Annotated in this window: 17 protein-coding genes and 4 pseudogenes; 6 read left to right on the forward strand and 15 right to left on the reverse strand. The window is 66.9% G+C overall.

Going from position 1 to position 19,316, the window contains the following annotated elements:
* Nucleotides 1-145: 145 nt before the first annotated feature.
* The 7 genes from ACWCP6_RS32500 to ACWCP6_RS32530 all read right to left on the reverse strand — a co-directional run bounded on the left by ACWCP6_RS32500 (nt 146) and on the right by ACWCP6_RS32530 (nt 6,010).
* On the reverse strand, nt 146-436 hold the full coding sequence (locus tag ACWCP6_RS32500; RefSeq protein WP_450936200.1) for a hypothetical protein: 291 nt from the start codon (nt 434-436) through the stop codon (nt 146-148).
* Between the two features lie 196 nt (nt 437-632).
* Nucleotides 633-1,466 carry a PIG-L family deacetylase gene (locus ACWCP6_RS32505; RefSeq protein ID WP_450936201.1) on the reverse strand — a complete coding sequence of 278 codons (834 nt, stop codon included), beginning with the start codon at nt 1,464-1,466 and terminating at the stop codon, nt 633-635.
* A 562-nt stretch (nt 1,467-2,028) separates the two neighbouring features.
* Nucleotides 2,029-2,820, reverse strand: coding sequence for a class I SAM-dependent methyltransferase (locus tag ACWCP6_RS32510; protein ID WP_450936202.1), 792 nt, complete (start codon nt 2,818-2,820; stop codon nt 2,029-2,031).
* A 93-nt stretch (nt 2,821-2,913) separates the two neighbouring features.
* Nucleotides 2,914-3,330: a transposase gene (locus ACWCP6_RS32515; protein ID WP_450936203.1), complete on the reverse strand. Its 417-nt coding sequence runs from the start codon at nt 3,328-3,330 to the stop codon at nt 2,914-2,916.
* A gap of 78 nt (nt 3,331-3,408) precedes the next feature.
* Entirely contained in the window at nt 3,409-3,792 is a 384-nt protein-coding gene (locus ACWCP6_RS32520; RefSeq protein ID WP_450936204.1) for an ISL3 family transposase, read from the reverse strand.
* Nucleotides 3,793-4,059: 267 nt separating this feature from the next.
* Complete coding sequence (locus ACWCP6_RS32525; RefSeq protein ID WP_450936205.1) at nt 4,060-4,587, reverse strand: DinB family protein; 528 nt, start codon at nt 4,585-4,587, stop codon at nt 4,060-4,062.
* A gap of 586 nt (nt 4,588-5,173) precedes the next feature.
* Entirely contained in the window at nt 5,174-6,010 is an 837-nt protein-coding gene (locus ACWCP6_RS32530) for a LysR family transcriptional regulator (protein WP_450936206.1), read from the reverse strand.
* 129 nt (nt 6,011-6,139) lie between these two features.
* Between ACWCP6_RS32530 and ACWCP6_RS32535 the strand changes: the two genes are divergently transcribed.
* Nucleotides 6,140-7,030: an NAD(P)H-binding protein gene (locus ACWCP6_RS32535; protein ID WP_450936207.1), complete on the forward strand. Its 891-nt coding sequence runs from the start codon at nt 6,140-6,142 to the stop codon at nt 7,028-7,030.
* A 192-nt stretch (nt 7,031-7,222) separates the two neighbouring features.
* Here the strand turns inward: ACWCP6_RS32535 and ACWCP6_RS32540 are convergent.
* Nucleotides 7,223-7,426, reverse strand: a pseudogene (locus tag ACWCP6_RS32540) (transposase); the annotation flags it as partial.
* A gap of 139 nt (nt 7,427-7,565) precedes the next feature.
* A complete protein-coding gene (locus ACWCP6_RS32545; protein ID WP_450936208.1) occupies nt 7,566-8,081 on the reverse strand; it encodes a hypothetical protein in 516 nt (171 codons plus the stop codon).
* A 312-nt stretch (nt 8,082-8,393) separates the two neighbouring features.
* On the opposite strand from ACWCP6_RS32545, the gene ACWCP6_RS32550 reads away from it, so the two are divergent.
* From ACWCP6_RS32550 to ACWCP6_RS32560, 3 genes and pseudogenes are all read left to right on the forward strand, one after another.
* Nucleotides 8,394-8,891, forward strand: coding sequence for a DUF1877 family protein (locus ACWCP6_RS32550; RefSeq protein ID WP_450936209.1), 498 nt, complete (start codon nt 8,394-8,396; stop codon nt 8,889-8,891).
* Between the two features lie 107 nt (nt 8,892-8,998).
* On the forward strand, nt 8,999-9,469 hold the full coding sequence (locus ACWCP6_RS32555; protein ID WP_450936210.1) for an NUDIX hydrolase: 471 nt from the start codon (nt 8,999-9,001) through the stop codon (nt 9,467-9,469).
* Between the two features lie 114 nt (nt 9,470-9,583).
* A pseudogene (locus ACWCP6_RS32560) lies at nt 9,584-9,703 on the forward strand (nuclear transport factor 2 family protein); the annotation flags it as partial.
* Nucleotides 9,704-10,202: 499 nt separating this feature from the next.
* On the opposite strand, the gene ACWCP6_RS32565 reads toward ACWCP6_RS32560, so the two are convergent.
* Together ACWCP6_RS32565 and ACWCP6_RS32570 are read right to left on the reverse strand one after the other, a co-directional pair.
* Complete coding sequence (locus ACWCP6_RS32565; protein WP_450936211.1) at nt 10,203-11,501, reverse strand: vanadium-dependent haloperoxidase; 1,299 nt, start codon at nt 11,499-11,501, stop codon at nt 10,203-10,205.
* 545 nt (nt 11,502-12,046) lie between these two features.
* Nucleotides 12,047-12,675: pseudogene (locus tag ACWCP6_RS32570) on the reverse strand (5-oxoprolinase subunit C family protein); the annotation flags it as partial.
* A gap of 59 nt (nt 12,676-12,734) precedes the next feature.
* On the opposite strand from ACWCP6_RS32570, the gene ACWCP6_RS32575 reads away from it, so the two are divergent.
* Together ACWCP6_RS32575 and ACWCP6_RS32580 are read left to right on the forward strand one after the other, a co-directional pair.
* Nucleotides 12,735-13,610: an alpha/beta fold hydrolase gene (locus ACWCP6_RS32575; RefSeq protein WP_450936212.1), complete on the forward strand. Its 876-nt coding sequence runs from the start codon at nt 12,735-12,737 to the stop codon at nt 13,608-13,610.
* 183 nt (nt 13,611-13,793) lie between these two features.
* Nucleotides 13,794-14,207 (forward strand): DUF6086 family protein, encoded by a 414-nt coding sequence (locus ACWCP6_RS32580; RefSeq protein WP_450936213.1) that lies wholly within the window; start codon nt 13,794-13,796, stop codon nt 14,205-14,207.
* Nucleotides 14,208-14,728: 521 nt separating this feature from the next.
* Here ACWCP6_RS32580 and ACWCP6_RS32585 read toward each other — a convergent pair.
* The 4 genes and pseudogenes from ACWCP6_RS32585 to ACWCP6_RS32600 all read right to left on the reverse strand — a co-directional run.
* Nucleotides 14,729-15,640 carry an ISL3 family transposase gene (locus ACWCP6_RS32585; RefSeq protein WP_450936214.1) on the reverse strand — a complete coding sequence of 304 codons (912 nt, stop codon included), beginning with the start codon at nt 15,638-15,640 and terminating at the stop codon, nt 14,729-14,731.
* Between the two features lie 284 nt (nt 15,641-15,924).
* Complete coding sequence (locus ACWCP6_RS32590) at nt 15,925-16,899, reverse strand: AraC-like ligand-binding domain-containing protein (RefSeq protein WP_450936218.1); 975 nt, start codon at nt 16,897-16,899, stop codon at nt 15,925-15,927.
* A gap of 1,316 nt (nt 16,900-18,215) precedes the next feature.
* Entirely contained in the window at nt 18,216-18,542 is a 327-nt protein-coding gene (locus ACWCP6_RS32595) for a hypothetical protein (RefSeq protein ID WP_450936215.1), read from the reverse strand.
* A 40-nt stretch (nt 18,543-18,582) separates the two neighbouring features.
* Nucleotides 18,583-19,229, reverse strand: a pseudogene (locus ACWCP6_RS32600) (IS5 family transposase); the annotation flags it as partial.
* Nucleotides 19,230-19,316 lie beyond the last annotated feature (87 nt).

Genomic DNA, 19,316 nt, shown 5'->3' on the forward strand with positions numbered 1-19,316 from the left:
GGTCGGGTTCCTTGCGCGGCTCCTTCTTCAGGGCGGCCCGGACTTGCCCCTGCAGGGCGGTGAACTTCGGGCCGTCGTCCGGGCAGACAACGCCGGGATCGGGCGCTCCGCACGTATCGGCGAGCCGGACCAGTTCAGGGATACGCTAGCCGGCGCGAAAGCTGTCGCCGGTAACCTGCTCGACCTCTGCGTACAGGGCGGCCGGCCGCGTCCGCGAGTCAACGGAGAGCAACAGGCCACGGCGGGAGCGGGAGGCGAATACCCACAGCGACCAGGAACAGCGTGAGATGCCGGCCGAGTCGCCCGCGCCGGGCACGGAGTCGTATGTCCAGCAGCGCGGCACCGGTGCGCTGGTGTGGCACTCCTTGACCGCGCCGGTCGACCAGTCCTTGATGGGCAGCCACTCGTGCACGATGCGCGCGCCAGTGGTCTGCATCGTGCGGAAGGCGGCGTGCCGGCGGAGATCACGATTCTGCCGAATGCGTTCACGGCGCGTATAGGGATCGCAATCGGGACGGAGCGACGTCAGCGATGGACGAGGTGCCGCTCAGGAGCCTCACGCCGAGCGTGCTCACCGTCCCCGTCCGCCGCGGAGCCGACTTCGCGGCGGACGGGGACGCCGTGCAGGCGGATCAGCGCAGTCCGGCGAACAGGTCGTTCTCGGGCACGGCCGCTCCGGTGGTGTCCTGGACACGTACGAAAGTCTCGACGCCCATCAACTCGGTGAACCTCTCCTGGCCCATCCCCAGGAAGAAGATGTTCTCGCCCTGGCTGGCGTGTGCGGCCAGCGCATCGAACTTCTGGCTTCCGAACGCGGTGGTGTCCACCCAGGTGGTGATCTCCTCGTCGGGGAGTCCGATCTCGGCCATCGCGGAGGCCTCAGCAGGATCCGGCTCCTGCCCGTCCGCACCGAACTCGCGCATGGTCTCCCCGAACCGCTGCATCATCGAGCGAGGTGCTGTCGTCCAGTACACCTTCGGTGTCAGCGCGGTCATCGCCAGCGCCGCCATCGTGATGCGGTTGGCCTGGATGTGGTCGGGGTGGCCATAGAAGCCGTTCTCGTCGTAGGTGACGACCACATCGGGCCGGTAGTGCCGCAAGAGTTCCGCGAGTCGGGCAGCGCCCTCCTCCACGGGTGTCTGCCAGAAGGAGCCGGGGGCGTCATTGGTCGGCCAGCCCATCATCCCGGAGTCGGCGTAGTCCATCATCTCCAGATGACTCACCTTCAGGACTGCGCAGCTTGCCTCGAGTTCTTGACGCCGTATCAAGGCGACGGCCGCCGGATCGTGCCCGGGATCGCCCGGCTTGACACCACCCGGTCCGTCACCGCAACCGCCGTCGGTGCACGTCACGAGGACCGTGCGAATGCCCTCCGCCGCATACCGCGCGAGGACACCTCCTGTTCCACTGGCCTCATCGTCGGGGTGGGCGTGTACCGCCATGAGCGTCAAGGGCCAGTCATTCATGAAAAACAGTCCTCCTGTGTGAAAAGGCCCCGGATCACGTCGGGACGGCATGATGGTCACTGTGTTCCCCGCCCGCGTGGCGCCGGTCTCTTGGCTGGTGTAACAGTGTCGGCCGGACCGGCTGTTCCCGCCGCACCCTGGAACACCCCTGGGTCGTGGCGCTCGCGAGAGCGCCGGCTTGCTGCACCGGCCCGGTCGCGGCAGGCCGATGCGCGGATCGCGACTCCCGACAGAAGGTCCGCGGCCTCCCGTGGATGGGCCGAGGGGACGACGCGAGGCCGGTCCCCGGTCTGGGGGAGACGGCCGTCGCTTGATCTTGACGGAAAGTTGAACCGTGTCAGTTCTCCTGCCTCGGCCCTGCTGTGGACTACGACCGCGTCCGCCGGGTCTGTGCCCCGGTCGGAGCGCCGGCCAACGAGAAATGGGTCGATCAAGGCCGGGTCCGTCGCACTGAGACGGACCGGCAAATGGAGGCTCAGCGAAGTTGGTGGGGGTCGGGCTGGCACAGCGCTCCACTTGGCCATTCGGAGACACGGCCGTCTCGGCCGGCCCCACGGCTGGGTCAGCCCGGCTTGACCGCCAGCGTCGCAAAATAGTTCGACATGTATTGAGCGGATGCGTTGGATTGGTGCGGTGCTTCCGCGAAGCCGGTGAGGACGAACCCCGCGGCGAGTTGCCCGCCGATCTGGTCGGTGAGGGTGTGGCTGTATTCAAGAGGGGCATCCGCGCCGAACTTCGTGGCGCGTTCCTCGGCGGAGTACTGCGTGACATCGCTGTAGGGCAGCTTGTGCACGACGATCAGCTCGCCGCGCTCGTCGAGCGCCTCGTGGTCGAACAAGTACGCATCAGGGTTGAGGAAGCCCACGAGCAGAGTTCCGCCAGGTCGCAGGACGCGGAAGCACTCACGCCACACCGGTGCCAAGTCTGGTACGAATAGGTTAGAGACCGGATGGAATACGACGTCGAATGTTGCGTCGCCGAAGGCGCTGAGGTCGCGCATGTCGCCTAGGACGGTGCGCAGCTCGAGTCCGTCGCGCGCCGCCACCATCTGGTCCTGGCCGAGCTGGCGGGGTGAGTTGTCGAATACGGTGACCCGCGCCCCTGCGGCGGCGAGGATAGGACCCTGCTGGCCACCGCCGGAGGCCAGGCACAACACGTCCTTGCCGGTCAGGTCCGTCGGCAGCCAGGAGCGGTCGACTGGCTCACGCCCGATGAGAACAATCGACCAGTCGCCCATGCGGGCGCGCTCGACCTCCTCAGCACTCACCGGCCTCGACCACTCGTTGCCCTCTTGGACACACTTGTCCCAGGCTGCCCGATTGTGAGCAACGGGGTCGACATCAATGTCCTGCACGTTTAACTCCCAGCTACAGCCAAGCGGACACCTGCGGTACTGACAGTTCGGTGCCGCTAGCCAACACGATTGCATCGTGCGGGCTCAACGAAATTAGCGGGCATCGAGGTGTCCACGGGCTCGACGGGTGGTCGCGCAGCGGGTGCGTAAGCGCTGGTTGCCGGGGTTGCGGAAGCCGTAGGCGTCGCGGGCGATGGTCTTGATGACCCGGTTGGTGCCTCCGGAGCCAGCGTTGGTGATCCCAGTGTGCAGGAACGCAAGGATCTCTGGCCACCATGTCTCGACCGTTGTGGCCAGGCGCTGCAGTTCGGGAAGGTCGGCGTCGGCGCATCGGCGGGAGAACCGGTACAGCAGATCGCGGACCTGTTCCCGGTCCGGGCGGGTCCGGGCGGTGGCAAGCAGGTCCAGGAGGTCATCCTTGGCGTTCCACGCAACGGTGATCGGCGCACCGATCACCCTGGGCAGGTTGGACAGCTCGTCGAGGAGAGCGTCGACGTGCTCGCAGCGCATCCGGGCGGCGGAGCGGGTGAGCCGGTTGGGCAGTTCCCACGCGCGGTTGCCCTTGCCGGCCGCGCCGGCCGCGGTGGGTCACGGTGACCCTCGGCAGACCTCGGTGAGGGTCTGGTGCGCCAGCTGCACCAGGTGGAAGTGGTTCACGACCAGGGTGGCCTGCGGCAGGACCCGGCGGATCGCCGACTTGAAGATCGTGCACATGTCGATCGCGACGTACTGGACCGCGTCGCGCCAGGCTTGGTCGCGGTCGGCCAGCCAGTCGATGACCGCCTGGGCGGTGCGGCCTTCGACCTGCCCGAGCAGGCCCTGCTTGCCGGACAGGTCGACGAAGCCGACGTGCCAACGGTCCACGGCGGTCTGCCAGATCCCGGTGGCCTCGTCGGGGATCCATCTCGGCCGGCCTCGGCGGATCTCGTCGATACCGAGCGCCTGCACCGGCTCGGGCTGGGCCGGCAGCACCGCCCGGGCGTGACTGGTGAACGCCGCAGCAACGACCTGCCAGGAGAGCGCATAGTCGCGGGCCGCCTGGACGCCGTGCGGCCCTAATCAGCCACCGCCGCCCCGGCCGCAGTCCGTAATCGTGTGGTTAGCCGCTTACGTGGCGGTACTGGCGGGACAGGGGTTCGAGCAGGTGAGAAGGCAGTGCGGGCAGGGCTGTGTGATCACTGAGTGTGGAGAACTCTGTGATCTCGGGGACCTGCCGTCGGTCCGGTCTGGAAATGAGGCTCAGTCACCTGTTGCCCCGTCGGTCCGCTCCCGCAGGAAGTCTGCGTGACCGTTGTGGCGGGCGTACTCCTGGATCATCAACACGTAGACCCAGCGCAGGCTGAGGGAAACTCCGCGAGAGGACATGAAGGTCTCGTCGAGGTCGTGCCCGGCCGCTGCCGCGTCGCAGGCTTTGACCTCGGTCAGGAACAATCCGAAGTCTCTCTCCGCATCGGCTGCGTGAACTCCGTCAAGTCCCTCATTGCTGTCTGACTGGCCGGTGAAGACATCGCCGATAGCCTCACCTGCGAAGCTTCGCCGAAACCACCATCGCTCTACCTCCGTCATGTGCCGGACCAAGCCGAGGAGGGTGAGGTTCGACGGCTCCACGGTCGCCCGCGCCAATTGGGCCGGCTCAAGCCCGGCGCACTTGGCCAGCAGCGTTTCCCGGTGCCAGCTCAGCCAACCCTCCAACATCTGACGCTCAGTTACGGTACCCAGGCCGCCCAGCTGCTTGGTGCGCTCGACCGGTGGTGCTGTCCAAGTCATGGATCCACCCTGCACCGCCAGGGTTCAAGCAGGCAAAATGGCAGCGTGGCCAGGCCGCCCTTTGTGATCACTGGGCGTAGAGAACCCCGTGATCACGTGGACCCGTGGTCGTTCTGATACCCTCCGCCACCTCCCGGGCGCCTCTTGCCGGTCGGTCCAGGACTAGGGATGTCAGAGCTGGCGCGGGCGCGGGGAGCCTGGAAGAGAACCAGCGCGTCCAGTACCAGGTAACCCAAGGCCCCAAGGGTCTGCAAGGCACGGCTGTGGCCCTCATGTAACACGATGTGGCCCGCCGACTGTTGAGGTTGGGCACTGCGTCCTGATGCCCTGGCAGTAGCGGCGCCCTGCTCGCGCTGGGTACCGCCCCGCAGCTCTCGCACAAGCCCCAGGGGGCTGGGGGCCGTGGCCGCTCGCACCGGGTCGATGGGTGCCGACCTTCGCTGTAACGGCTACCGGAGGCGGCCTGCCACTGCCGGCACTTGCCTCTGCCGCTCGTGAGTGGAGCCTCTCACCTCGTCGGGCGGTGTCACCCCGACAACCTATTTCCCCGCCAGGGGATCGCAACTGCGGACAAGCCCTGGGCTGCTTACGGCTTCCGGAGGGTCTCGGCCACAAACGCCGAGGCACGGACGAGTGCTGCCGTGGCGGTGGAGCGTGACTGCTGTGGCCAGGCGATGGCCAGTGCCGACGGTGGTGCGTCCGGGACCGGCCGGTAGACGACGCCGGGGCGCGGATAACGACCGGCGACGGAGACGGGCAGCAGCGCGGTGGGGCCGCCGAGTGCGACGAGCGTGAGCAGTTGGGCGAGGTCGCGGCCCTCGATGCGGTTCTGCTCGATGTGCCGGTGCACGTCGTCGGGGCGCAGCCCGAGGTCGGCCAGGGCGAGACGGTCGCGCTTGGCGAGCGTGTGGGTGGCGGCGAGTGCGGCGACGCGTGGTTCGGCGATCAGCGTCTCCGAGTCGAGGCCGGTGCGGTCGAAGGGCTCATGGACCAGGGCCGCGTCGGCTTCCCCCTGGCGCAGCAGCTGGGGCTGTTCGTGCCATCCGCAAAGCCGGACGGCGACCGGTACGGCCGCGGGCTCGGACGCGAAGCGCGCGAGGATGGGCTCCAACAGGCCGGCGTCCCCGTCTGCCTTGACGGCCAGGATGAGCTTGGGTACGGGTGTCGCGGCACGCTGGGCCCGACGCTCAGCGGCCTTGAGGGCGTCGAGGGCGATCTTCGCCTCCGCGAGCAGTACCGCGCCCGCCGGGGTGAGCGACACTGCGTGAGTGTTTCGCTGGAAGAGGGAGACGCCCATCTCCTTTTCCAACTGGCGGATCGCGCGGGACAAGGGAGGTGCAGAGATACCCAGCCGCTCGGCGGCGCGGGTGAAGTTGAGTTCCTCGGCGACGGCGACGAAGTAGCGCAGCGGGCGGGATTCCACGGGTGCCGCCTCCGTTCCGTTCGGAATTACCCTCAGGGTAACAACCGCGAGCGGATCGGTCCTTCAGCTCGGACGCGCGACGCAGCAGGCTCGGTGACATCCAGTAAGGCACCACTCTTGGAGTCATTGATGATCGTCGTCACCACTCCCACCGGTCAGATCGGCCGGAAGCTCCTCGACCACCTCCTGAACGCCCAGGGCGGCACGGCGGGTGTCCGGGTGATCGCCCGTGACCCGGCCCGGCTCACCTCCCGTGTACACGAGCGTGTAGAGGTCGTACGGGGATCGCACGCCGATCCCGCCGTCCTGGAGGAGGCGTGTGCGGGCGCCGATCGGCTGTTCTGGCTGGTGCCCCCGGCTCCCCAGACCGACAGCGTCGAGGGACACTTCCAGGGCTTCACCGAGTCACTGCGCGCAGTGATCAGGAGCCAGGGAATCGAGCGTGTCGTCAGCGTCTCGACCCTGGGCCGCGCGGTGGCGAAGCACGCTGGGCAGATCTCCGCCTCGCTCGCCATGGACGAGTCGATCATGGCCACGGGTGTGCACTACCGGGCCTTGTGCCCGCCGTTCCTGATGGAGAACCTGCTGGGCCAGGCTGCATCGATCCGTGACACCGGGGTGTTCTTCCTGGCGATGACGGAGGACCGTGTGCTGCGGACCTGCGCCACCCGCGACATCGCCGCCACAGCGGCCCGGCTGCTGCTCGAGGGCTCTTGGACCGGGCAGCACGATGTCCCGCTGGTCGGACCCGACGACCTGACCCCGCGGGGCATGGCACGGGTCGTCTCCGAGGTACTGGGCCGTCGCATACGCGTGGAGTTGACCAGCAGCGCCGACTACAAGGCGACGGCTCTGCGTCGTGGCGCGAGCGAGGCCTGGGCGCAAGGACTGGCCGACATGGTGGACGCCTTGAACGACCAGGGCATCTACGGTGCCGCCGAGCCGAGCACTCCCGAGACTGCGCCCACCGGCTTTCGCGAGTGGTGCGAAGAGGCCCTCAGGGTCTTGGTTCTGGGCTGAGGCGGGCTCCTGGCGTAGCCGTACGACCGGCCAAGTGCCCAGCACAGCCGAGCTGTTCAGAGTCGCTCTACTGATCAAGGCGGCCCCCCTACGGCGGGCCCGCGCGATGGTCGAGTCCACACTCACATCCCAGGTGATCAACCTGGCGACGTCCGTGCAGGCCTGCAGTCCGGTCAGGGTGCGCTGCCAGGTGCCATCGCGCTGCCACCGCCGAAATAGCCCATAGACCGTCTGCCAGGGCCCAGACTGGGCCGGCACGTCCCGCCACGGCGAACCGACCCGCACCCGCCACCGGATCCCGTCAATGAGCTGGCGTTTGCTCCCCTTGGGCGGACGACCTGGCCTTTTGCCCAACGGCAGCAACGGCTCCAGCACCGCCCACTGCGCGTCACTCATGTCGAACCGCCCCGTCACCGCATGGTGGCCACGAGGTCTCCGGGATATCGGTTCTTGGTCGAAGAACCGTTTACCGGAGACCTCACTGTTTATGGATCAACGACACGCCGCAACATGGCTGCACAAGACGGGTGTTGTTTCATCGGCACCCGTCGAGGCTGGAGTTGCGGCCGTAGTGCAATTCACGCTTGTCGACCACGACACCGCATCCTTCCGGCAGCACCGGAGGGACCAGCTCTGGCAGAGCCACACCTGCCCAGTCAACCCACGCTTTAACGGCCTGGGGTGCCTCCAGCGCGGTCTCGTACACATCCGCGGCCAGGTCTTCCCAAATGGCGCCCTCATCCATGCCGTCGTACCGCCCCCCAGTCTCCGGCAGGCCACCGACGTCTTGGACGTCTGCGGTGAAACGAATCGCCGTCAGCCCCGGTACCTTCACCGTCAGGAAGGGATACAGATCTCTTTCAACAATGAGCTCCCCGTGACGGTAGACCCTGGCGACGCACCAATCCGATGCACCAGCCGCCCACGATCCAGTGCGAACGTAGTAGGCGACAGCGGCATCCAGCTCGGACACGCTGCGGCACACCTCGATGTGCTCCCAGCCACCACCGCCTTGCCAGAACGCACCCTCGAACATGAAAAAGCTGTGCATGCCACTCCCGATCGCCCGATGAACACCCGGAACCATACCGAGCCCAGCACGCCGCGATCAGGGCCGAAGGGCTTTTGAAACACGGCCTACTACCGTCCTCGGGTGTTAGGGCCTGTTGCGAAAGTTCCGTACGGATGTGTACCTGTCCGGGGTGGTCGATCTCGACGACACCGGCGCTCGGGTGTCGGAAGGCGTCCTGGCAGCGCCGGGCATCCCGGCGTCAAGAGACGGGCATCTCGCCGTCAGTGCCGTCGAGTAAGTTCTGTCCGTTCGGCCCGACCGGCGGGCCGCCGAACTCGAGGACTCGTCGCTGTGAGCATCCACATGCACATACGCGCCGTCGCGGAATCCGAGATCCGGGACGACCACACCTGGCTTGCAGCGTTCATGTGGGAGGCCTGGGAGAACCTACCCGCCGAGTACGCAGCAGGCATCGCCGTCTCGATCGACAAGGTCTGGGATGCCGTCAATGACCTCTACGCCGCGGCCGAAGTCCTCGATGCGGATGCCGGCAAGCTCTGGGAGCTGCCGATTTACGGCGGGCGTCCCGTGGCACACAGCGCCGATGCCGACCCCTCCAACCCGCCCCTGGGGATTCTGGAACCGCCTGAGGTGTCACAGGCCGCAGACTTCTGCGCGAGTGTTTCTTTCGACAAGCTGTGGAACGTCGCCAGTGCCAAGCTCGTCTGGTCCGGCTGGGACGAGGCGGAGGTCAGGCAAGAGTTCTTCAACTATCACAGGCGCCTCCAGGGGTTCTACGAGCGAGCGGCTACAGCAGGCCACGCCGTGGTCAGGGCGGTGTGGGCTTGAGACCTGGTCGCGCTCTGGGCACAGCCATTCGTTGATGGCGGCGACACATACGCTGACAGCTTTGCTGCAGTGTGGGCGACCGCGACGCCCGCCCGAGAAGGGTGATCATGGCACGGACCGAGTACTACGACGATCCAGACGCTCCCAAGCCCAACAGCCTGGTTGTCGCGGCGTCCGCGGTGGTCACCGACGAGGAAGGACGCATTCTTCTCCAGCGCCGACGAGACAACGATCTCTGGGCACTGCCCGGCGGCGGCATGGAGATGACCGACTCGCTACCCGCAAGCGCCGTCCGCGAAGTGAAGGAGGAGACGGGCCTGGACGTGGAGATCACCGGACTCGTCGGGACATACACCGACCCGCGCCACGTCATCGCCCATACGGACGGTGAGGTGCGTCGACAGTTCAACGTCTGTTTCACCGCCCGCGTGGTCGGCGGCCGAGTCGCGATCCCGGAGAAGTCCACGGAGCTGCGGTTCGTCATGCCGGAGGAGATCGATCAACTGCCGATGCACCACACGCAGAGGCTCCGGATCCGTCACTTCCTGGAGCACCGTGATCGTCCCTATCTCGGCTGACCTCGTGAATCGCGTTGACGCCGACAACGGCACACAGAGACTGACGATCACGACCTCCAGCGATCAGCCCGGAGGGCAGCGAAGTGATGTCCCAACAGGCTGCCCGATCCTACGGAGCTGGTGTCCACTGCCGACGGCTCGGCGCCGGTCGCCAGCTCGGACGTGGCCGCTTTGGCCGAGGACGGCCGGATCACCTCGGTCCTCGGCTTCCTCGCCCGGCTCCCTGAGGCATGAGTCTTCGCCCAGAACAGGACCGATACGGCCCTGCCCAACATCCCCTGCAGGGCGTCAGGCCGCTGCACCGCGGGAGGTCGCCGCCTCATCGCACCTTGCGGCCCCGAGCCTGCGAAGACGCCCGGGCGGCGGTGACGTTGGAGGCGGTGCCGGCGGGGACGTAGGCAAACCGGTCCACTCCTCCAGGGCCCCGCGCCTGATCGGGCCGGAGCCTGAGCGATCAGGACTTCGAGGAGCGCAGAGAAGTGTCCGCCACGACCGCGGAACCAGATGGTGAGAGCTGCGCTGGTGGGCGGCCTGGCTTGTCGGTTTGCGGCGGGCCTCGCCGTTGCGTACTCCACACCAGCAGGGCATCTCCTCCAACTGCCCAGCAGTGCCCGCCGACCTGGTGGCCTTCCCTTGCTCTCGCTCTCAAAGATCACTTCGGGGCGTCTCCGGTGGCGATCTCGGTGGGGTTCACCAAGGTGGGCTGCTTCGGTGGGTTGGCTGACACTAGCCCTCAGTCACATGGGCTGGATGGAGGGGGCGACTGCAGGGTGCGCGAGGTGACGGCCCGTGTCGGACGGAAGAAATGGGCCAGTGCCCAGGTTCCGATCCGGTCGCCGACCCGGCAGCCGGTGACGTCGGCCGTGCGGGTGTGGACGCCACCCCATACGCGGGCGTTGATGACGTCCTTGTTGAGTTGGCCGGCGGACTCGTAGAACTTCGTGGTGCCCGTGATCTCAGAGGGCACGCGGAGTTCGATGCGCGTGGTGCCGAGGGTGTTTACGGCCGCGCTCATCGCGGCCGCGGCGACGGTCGTGTGGCCGGCTACATAGTCGGGGTGCGGTGGCGTGAGGAGCAGTGGCTCCCAGGCAGGATCTGCTGTTGTGGCGGGGTTGCCGTCGGTATCGGCCAGGCGGATAGCGCTGATCGGCCGCCAGCTGGCGTAGTGCAGCTTCGTGTTCCACGCGGTGACGGCAGCATCGGAGGCCGATGCGTTCACTGCAGCGAACAGTCGCGCTGTCTGTGCGATGCCAAGTTCGTGACGTGCGGCGTAGTCCCGGAAGGCGAACTGGAGCTGCGCCGCCAGATTGCCGCTGAAGAAGAGGGCGGTCTGGGTCTGTTCCGGAGTCCTGCTGGGGGCAGTCTTGGCTCCCATGCTCTTCACCTCGTTGACGTCCTGGGCGTACCGAGCTGAGGTGAGAGTGGGCGGTTTGCCTGGACGGAACTGGCTAGGGGAGTTGAGCGTCAGCGGGCGAAGTTTGGCCAACCATGTGTCGATGAAGGGCTGGAATGTCGGTGGGGTGGGGCGCCAGACACCGGGAGCCGGTGGCTTTGTGAACGGTACGTCGGCGAACCTGCCGTCCCCTTCGCGGAGTTCGACGATGCGCACCGCGGCATGCTTGCCGAAGGTCACGCCCTGGTCTTTCGGCGGGCCAGCGGGAATCGCGGCCAGGGAGTTGGCGTAGGCGCTGTCGAGCCGGGGCTTCGATGCGGGGAAGTAGGCGAGGAGGACGTCATGCGCCGCCGTTGCGGCAGCTGCTTCGGGGGATGCGGTGGAGGGCCCACGTTCCCCCCACATGTACGGGTCGTAGCCCCCCGTGATCCCGACGACTGCGTTGTAGACAGCGAGGGAGACGAACGCATGCCAGATCGTGACCTGCGAAGAAGGCCGAGGGCCCAGACCGGCACTGATCGTTTCGGTGGCGATGGCGTTCCAGTCGCGGACCACAGCTGCCTGATCCAATGCGGACGCAGGGCGAGCCGCAGCGGCCGGCCCGGCCGTCGTCGTGAAGCCAACGAGGGCGATCGTCACAACGGCCCCAGCCGCAGCCCGGACGCGCGAGCCACGGAGTGAACAAATGTATGAGCGTCTCAGCCCCACCACGTATCCCTTGCTGTCGGCTCGAACAGACCGGAACTACACCGGTCACGATGGACTCAAGACCAACCGCTGTTATGAAGGGATGCAAGCTGATGGCGACATCGGAGTGACTGTGCGACCTAAAGGTCCAACGGACCAGGCCGCGTGGCAGACCAATCTCGTCCATGCCGAGGAGACCAGCTGCGGCAACGGCCATGCGGACGAGACCGGGGAATGCGGGGCACCGCCGAGGGCTCGGCACGGTGCGGCAATGGCAGCCCGTGACGTGGATCGCCTGGCAGATCGACGGTGGTGGATCCGGGCTCCGGCTCGGCCGTCCAGCGTCCCGTGACGATGTCCGCCATCATGCTTCGACCGTGCCTGATTTCACTCCCGCACGAAGGAACCTCGCCGCACCCGCTCCTGACCTGCCATCAGCCCGCTGGGCTCAAAACTATGCCTCTGACCAGCGGGAACGACGAATTTGAACTGGAATGTCAAGGGTACCGGTGCCTGGGCACGAAGCGCACCGGAAGCCCCGGCGCCGCTTGGGCGACCGCGGACAGATGACTGTCCGGGACGACACCGATCACGGGGTACCCACCCGTGGTGGGGGAGTCGGCAAGGAAGACCACCGGTCTTCCGTCGGGCGGGACCTGGATTGCCCCCACCACCATCCCCTCGCTGGGCAGTTCCCCCTCCCTAACCCGTTGCAGGGTGGGCCCGTCCGTCCGCATGGCGATGCGGTTGCTCTTGGGGAGACGGAGAAGCGGCTTGTTGCAAGAGTCCGCAGTGCAGATCCGGTGAACCAATCGGCACGTGGGCCGAGCAGCACGGGCAGCACCAATTCCCGTGACAGTCCTTCCCACCGCACGATGTCGGTGTAGATCGGCTGGCCGCTTGCCTCGCCGAGAGGCAGGGTGTCTCCGTCCTTGAGCGGGGCGGGTCCGAGGCCGGAAAGGAGGTCGGTGGAGCGGCTACCGAGGACGGGATCGACCGCCACGCCTCCGCCGATGGCGACATAGCTGCGGAGGCCGCCGGTGACGGCGCCTACGTCGAGTACGGCGCCGTCCGGCACATACACAACGCTTGCCCAAGCCGAGGGACGGCCGTTGACGCGCACCGGCGCGTGCCTCTCTGCCGCGGCCAGCGGGGGACGGCAGCCGGGATGGGAGAATAGGGATCATGGACTACGGCGTGAGGGAACCAGCGCGGCTCGGGCAGACTCAGATGCCGGACGGTCGGCTCCTGGGCTGGGCGGAATGGGGGCCGGCAGACGGCACCCCGGTGCTGGTGTGCCCGGGGGCGGCCACCAGCAGGTGGCTTGGTTTCGGCGGCGGCGTCGTCGACTCGGCTGGGATTCGGCTCATCAGCGTGGACCGGCCCGGCCTCGGCGCCTCTGACCCGGCCCCCGGCCGGACCCTGACCAGCTGGGCCACCGACATCCGACAGCTCGTCCACGAGCGGGCTCTACACGCGCCGTCGGCGGTGGGGTTTTCGCAGGGGGCACCGTTCGCCCTCGTACTGGCGGCAAACGGTCTGGTGAAGGCGGTGGCTGTGGTCTCCGGCAGCGACGAACTCGCCCATCCTCGCTTTGCCCACTCGCTGGCCCCGCAGGTGAGGGACATGGTGGACGCCGTCGCGGCCGATCCCGATGGCGCTGCGGTCTCCTTTGCTGGCTTCGGCAGCGCCGACACACTGTGGGATCTGATCATCACGACGAGCCCCGAGGCCGATCGCGCGGTCTATACCGCCCCGTTCTTCCAGCACGCCTTCCGACGCGCGATGGACGAGGGATTCAGCCAGGGCCCGGCAGGCTATGCCCGCGACACCGTCCTGGCGATGGGCCGCTGGCCATTCGACCCTGCCAACATCGCCGTCCCTGTCGACCTCTGGTACGGAGAGCAGGACACCAGCCTGGCCCACTCTCCGGATCTGGGTGAATCGCTCACCCGGATGATCCCGACGGCGACCCGGCACCTGCTTCCCACCGCCGCGGGGTCCTTGCTCTGGACGCACGCCGGGGCCGTCCTACGCACCTTGCTGGGCCACGTCCGGTGACGATGATGGAAGCGAGCAGTCCCTCTGCGACCGGCTGGCTGGAGGGGGAATTGAATGGTGCTCCGCGCCGGCGCCTCCCAAAGTGTGTGCATCTGCTGCTCATTCTCAGGTTCTGGCTCACTTTCCGTGGAGGACTGACTGACCGTAATGTCGACCTCCTATGACCAGCAGTGAGAGGCTGACGTGAGCCAGTACTACGACTTGGGCGACCGAACCCTGTGGAACCCGTCCAACGGGGCGTCGCGGCTCTTCATGAGCCAGGTCACCGTCTATCAAGCCGAAGTGGGGCTGCCATCCGGCATCGGCCCCATGGAAGCTGATGAGTGTCAGATCGACCCCATCGCATTCGCAGCGTTCGTCGACGCCTTGCTCGCCTGGCATAGCGAAACCAGGCACGCCGTCATGGCCACCCTGTCCGAAGGGTTCGTTGCCACGGCGCTGGCCTTGGCTGAGATAGCGAACATCGAGGTGAGCTGGCAGGCGGCCAAGCGCGACGAGAGCCACTATCTCAAGACGGCTTCGGATCCCCATGCAAAGGAGTGGACAGCCGCACTGCAGCAGAAGTCACGGGAGCTCGTCCGACACATGGCGCCCTGAGCCTCATCTGCCAGCACCTCTGGCGACTCGGGAACGTGGCCCTACGCGTAGAGCAGGACACGCTTGCGGAGGAGACCGAAGCCGGCTCGGCCGAACATCTAGCGCTTGAGCATCTTGATTCGGTTGACGTGTCCTTCAACAACACCGGAACTCCAGGAGGGGTGAGGCCAGCGATGACGGCGTCGCTGTCTCGGTCGATGCCTGCGGCGAGGCTGCGGAGACTGGGCAGGTCGTCCTGGCGGACGGCGTCGAGCTCGGGACACTCGGCCAACACGGCCTTGAGCCGGACCTGTTCGAGCTCGGTGAGGGTTTCCGGACGGCTGAGAATCCATCGGGTCACCACCCGGGGTGCTGGCGGCCGTGCGGTGACCGGACGGGGTGAGGTGCGCTTCTTCCTGATGTAGGCGCTGACGACGATGCCATAGCTGCCCTGGTAGCCGAGTGGGACTATCTCCTCCCAGAGCTTCCAGCCGTTGGTGCAGCCTTCGTCCCAACGCTCGTCGAGGTAGGGCTTGTACTCGTCAAGGGCGGAGGTCCGGTTGTACTGCCACTGGCCGCGGAAAAGGTCTTCGGGTCTCGCGGCGTCGGCAAGGCTCTTGACGGGGCGGTGGGTCATGTGGAGCTGGCGGCCGATCGCGCGGCGGCGGTGGCCGGCTTCCAGCATCGCGTGGACGGTGGCGTGCCCGGCCCGGATGCGGTGCGAACCGCTGGCTCTGCCACGGCGAGTCCGGTGTCTCCTCGGGGGACTCCTCGGTCCTCTGACCGACAGGCTCGGGGACCAGGACGCGTAGGCACTGGCGGTGGCGGGCGACGGCTCGCTCGGCGGCCTCACCGAGGTTGTTCCACAGATGCCACCTGTCGGCGACCTGGACCGCTTGGGGCGCCCCGGCCGTGGCGCCCTCCGCGAAGAAGGGAGCTCGATCTCGGCAGACGACCTCGATGCCGGGCCGCTCGGCGAGCCACCTGGCCAGGCTGGATGCTTCACGATCAGGCAGAAGGCCCACGGATCGTCGGGTCTCGACGTCGACCAGAACCGTGCCATAGACGCGGCCCTTTCGCGTGGCGTTCTCGTCGACGCCAACCACCCGCGGGGCCGGAGGTTGCGGCTCGGGCAATGTGGCGACCAGCCGCAGCACGGTGCTGCGGCTGACGGGCACTCCGAAGACCCGAGCCATCCGTGCACCGGCCCGGCCTGCGAGCGCGAGGCCGACCGCGGCCAGCACCTGGCGCAGGCGCTCGCTCCGCCGACTGTGTCGTCGGGTCAGCCCCAGCACCTGCTCGACGAACGTCAGCCGTCCGCACGAAGCATTCGGGCAGAAGAACCGGCGGACGTGCAGACAGACGACCACCCGCCGCCCCGCAGTAGGAACATCGGCTGGGAACCGCAGGTAGGAGCTGTGCACCTGCTCGACCAGCTCCCGCAGTCCGGACATTCCGAGCCGATCGTCGGCACGCGGACCTCGATGCGTATCGCCTCGTTGTTCACGTCTACCGACAGCACTGCCACGTCCGTGATCGACGGGAACAGCAGTTCCTTCAGCCGGAGCGTCGTTTGCTCCATGATGCCGAACTGTCAGCCACACCAAGGTCACCAGTGATTATTTTCGGGCAACGTCCCAGCGGGTCATCCGAGCGTCAGCAATCACTCACCGTGCACGCCTCACGGAAAGTGAGCCAGAACCCATTCTCATGAACAGACCCAGGGTGGGTCGGGACTTCACTCGCGGTGGTGGAGAGCTTGGTGCCGGTGGTCCTTGGGCGTGGTGCCGTAGGCGGCGCGGTGGGCGCGGCTGAAGTCGGCTGCGCGGGGGAATCCCCAGCGGGCGGCGATGGCGTGGATGGGGATGCGTCGGAGCGCCGGGTCGGCGAGGTCGCGGCGGGCCGCCTCCAGGCGCAGGCGGCGTATCCATTCGGCGACTGTGGCGTCTTCGTGCTGGAAGAGGCGGTGCAGGTAGCTGGTGGAGATGTGGTGCGCGGCGGCGATGGTGCTCGGGGTCAGGTGCCGGTCGTGCAGGTGCTCTCGGATGAACGCCTGGATGCGCAAGGTGAGGGCTCGCTGGTGGGTCTCCGGGGGCAGGCAGTCCCCGGCGTCGAGTAAATGGGCGAAGAGCGCGGCGACCAGAGGGGTCGCGATGGAGGCCAGCCGTGGCCGGTCGGCGGGCTGGTACGCGGCCGGGTCCGCGACCAACTGGGTGAGGAACTGCGCCAGCAGGGCGCCCATGCCGTCCCGGGCCGACACCGGCGCCCCGACAATCCGGCCGGCCATGTCGCGAGGCAGCGGTAGCAGGGCCTTGGGCACCTCCAGCGCCACCGTCTGAACCGGGTCCCCGGTGCTGTAGACGTCGTTCGGCAGCGAGGAGGAGTTGATGAACAGGTCGTGCGGCTTGTACGCGGTCTCCCGGTCCCGCCACACGCCCGCCCCAGTCCTGCTGACAACGAGTGACAGGTGGTATGCCTCGGGGTCGGACTGCCGGATCAGCTTCGGCGTACGCCGGAACACCAGTGGCTGGAACGTGACAGACCACACGGTGACGGCACCGAGGTCCAGCACGCGCTGGGAGGCCCGGAAATCGTCGGCGTGGTCGCTGAGCAGCTCCATGGGCGCGTGCGTACGACCCAGGAGCTCGGTCCAGTAGTCGAACCGGTCCGCCGCGGCCACGTCTTCGCTTCGGAACACCATCTCGTCCAGCAACTGTCTTCTCACCGTTTCTGACACCGCTGGTCAAAGGCTGTCCCAAAGAGTGACGGGGCACTGAACGCCCCGGTTCCGCGTCGCGCCGAGCGGGTGCCGAAGGAGCGCTCAGTGACCCGATCTACCGGACACCGCCTAGGCACTGTCTGTGACCAGGCGCTAGCCGCATCGTTTCGGGACGGCGTGCCGCAGCGCATCGACCCCAAAACGGACAGGGCCGCCGCAGCGTGAACTGCAGGACATCGCCGATCGGTTGGCGACACTGCGCGACCCGCGCGACCGCCTGTGTCGCCGTCCCTTGAACCAGCCGCCACCAACACCCGTCCGTAGTGGACTCATTGCTAACAAAGCCGTGGACTCTGTGCTAACGACTTCTCCAGCACACATCAGCATCCTGGAAGAACGTCCGTCGACAGGGCGGAGAAGCGCAACTGCAGCACAACCGGCGAAACGAATGAAAGAAGCGCTCACTCCGCCTCCTGGTGAGGCTTGACGTATTTTCGCCTTTTGAAACATAAAAGCGATGGCCCCTGACTCGCCTTCGGGGGCCCTGGGTTCCAACCACGGCACCTATTGATTCGACTCAAACGGGGAGTGCATCGCGTGGCGAATATCCGGGAACGTGCATTCGGGAAAAGGGGCCGGCGCAACAAGGGGCGTGCGGCGCTGGCGCTGGCAGGCGCCATCTTTTCCGTTGGACTGATTGCAACGCCAGCTTCCGCTGCAGCCGCTGGATCCGTTCAGCCTTCTAGTGACATGCACTATGGATCGGATGGATGCTTCAACTGGTCCTGGTCGGATAGCGGCTGGACCACCACGACTGTGTATGTGCACAACACGTGCAAGCACGAAGAAGTCATCCACATCTCATTTGACAGTGGTGATGAGTACAACCCCACTATAGAAGCTGGCGGCCACTACCATGTGAAGGCCAGTGGGACTCCAGACGCGATAAGGGACACTGGTTTGCATCATCAGTGATCGAGTGACGGTGGCCGTATGAATGCAGGGCCTCTTGGTGAATCGGGGTGCGAACCCAACCGATATGCCAGGAGGTCCTGCCGCCACAGTTGTCCACGTCTGCATCAGCGGAGTCCCATGCTACGGCTTGGGCATGGTGCGCGATGGCGCGTGGGTGTGGGCGTCGCTGCCAGTGCATGCGCAGAAATGCGCGGCAGCCTGACGGCAGTCGTAGCCGGCAACAGCCGTGCACTTGGCCGTTACCTCGGGAACCTTTGGTGCACCCTGATGGCGAGGACTGCGCGATGCGGGCCAGGCCACTGAGTGTCAACGGGCGGAACTCCTAAGAGGTCGTTTCAGTTGGTGGGTTGAGGGCCGGAGTCCGATGCGAGGGCGGCCAGGTGCCGCAGGCGTCGGAGATACCGAAGTTCTTCTGCTTCGGTGATCAGGGCCACGACCTGGTCCAGGTCTGCGACGCAGTCGCGCAGGATCCGGTGTCTCTTTGCGTCGAGGGAGCCACCGCTGTTCTGCCGGGTGGACACGCACCCGGCGATGGTCGCGTCGAGCAGCACGATGTCGATGCCGCCCGGCTCCGCTCCACGCAGTCCAGCAGGGAAGGCCGCGCCCAGGTGTTCCTGCCACAGACACGTGATGGTGGCTCCATGCTCACTCGTTCTGCTCACCCGGCTCATCTTCCTGCAGAAGCCCCGGCCTGGGCATCGCTTATCTGCTCAGGCGGCGGTAGCCGATGAGGGCTGCGGCTATGCCGACGAAGGCGAGGAAGTGTTCGGCCTTGCGCTCGTACCGGCGGTGCAGGCGCCGGCAGCCGGCCAGCCAGGAGGTGGTGCGCTCGACCACCCAGCGGTGGCGGCCCAGTCGCTGGGAGGACTCGGTGCCCTTGCGGGCGATGCGGTGGCGAATGCCGCGCTGGCGGAGCCATCGACGCAGGTGCTCGTAGTCGTAGCCCTTGTCGGCGTGCAGTTTGGCAGGCCGCCTACGGCGTGGACCGCGGCGAGAGCGGATGGGTGGAATACCGCGCACGAGCGGCTGAAGACCGGCGCTGTCGTGCATGTTGGCACCGGAGATGCCCAGCGACAGCGGCAAGCCGTTCCGGTCAGTGACCAGGTGAATCTTCGACCCCATCTTGCCGCGATCGGTCGGATTCGGTCCGCTCAGTGGCCCCCTTTTGCGGCCCGGAGGCTGACGGAGTCGATCGCACACCGGGACCAGTCCAGTTCACCGCGGGCGCCGAGTTCGTCGAGGATGACGCGGTGGAGCCGGGCCCACACCCGGTCGCGGCTCCACTGGGCGAAGCGCCGGTAGACCGTGGGCCAAGCCGGACCGAAGACCGGCGGCAGCTGACGCCAGGTCAGCTCGAAGTGGTGGGTCTGGGAGGTTTCGCGGTTGGCCATGCATGGCGGCCGTCTTCGGATCGTGTGCGAGCCGGTCGGGCTGTG

The sequence above is a fragment of the Streptomyces sp. NPDC002004 genome, assembly GCF_053593975.1.

What these genes read in the sequence shown, in the direction of transcription:
- ACWCP6_RS32500 (WP_450936200.1), bottom strand. Translation starts at nt 436, where the DNA reads ATGCAGACCACTGGCGCGCGCATCGTGCACGAGTGGCTGCCCATCAAG.
- ACWCP6_RS32505 (WP_450936201.1), bottom strand. Translation starts at nt 1,466, where the DNA reads ATGAATGACTGGCCCTTGACGCTCATGGCGGTACACGCCCACCCCGAC.
- ACWCP6_RS32515 (WP_450936203.1), bottom strand. Translation starts at nt 3,330, where the DNA reads ATGCGCTGCGAGCACGTCGACGCTCTCCTCGACGAGCTGTCCAACCTG.
- ACWCP6_RS32525 (WP_450936205.1), bottom strand. Translation starts at nt 4,587, where the DNA reads ATGACTTGGACAGCACCACCGGTCGAGCGCACCAAGCAGCTGGGCGGC.
- ACWCP6_RS32535 (WP_450936207.1), top strand. Translation starts at nt 6,140, where the DNA reads ATGATCGTCGTCACCACTCCCACCGGTCAGATCGGCCGGAAGCTCCTC.
- ACWCP6_RS32545 (WP_450936208.1), bottom strand. Translation starts at nt 8,081, where the DNA reads ATGCACAGCTTTTTCATGTTCGAGGGTGCGTTCTGGCAAGGCGGTGGT.
- ACWCP6_RS32555 (WP_450936210.1), top strand. Translation starts at nt 8,999, where the DNA reads ATGGCACGGACCGAGTACTACGACGATCCAGACGCTCCCAAGCCCAAC.
- ACWCP6_RS32575 (WP_450936212.1), top strand. Translation starts at nt 12,735, where the DNA reads ATGGACTACGGCGTGAGGGAACCAGCGCGGCTCGGGCAGACTCAGATG.
- ACWCP6_RS32585 (WP_450936214.1), bottom strand. Translation starts at nt 15,640, where the DNA reads ATGTCCGGACTGCGGGAGCTGGTCGAGCAGGTGCACAGCTCCTACCTG.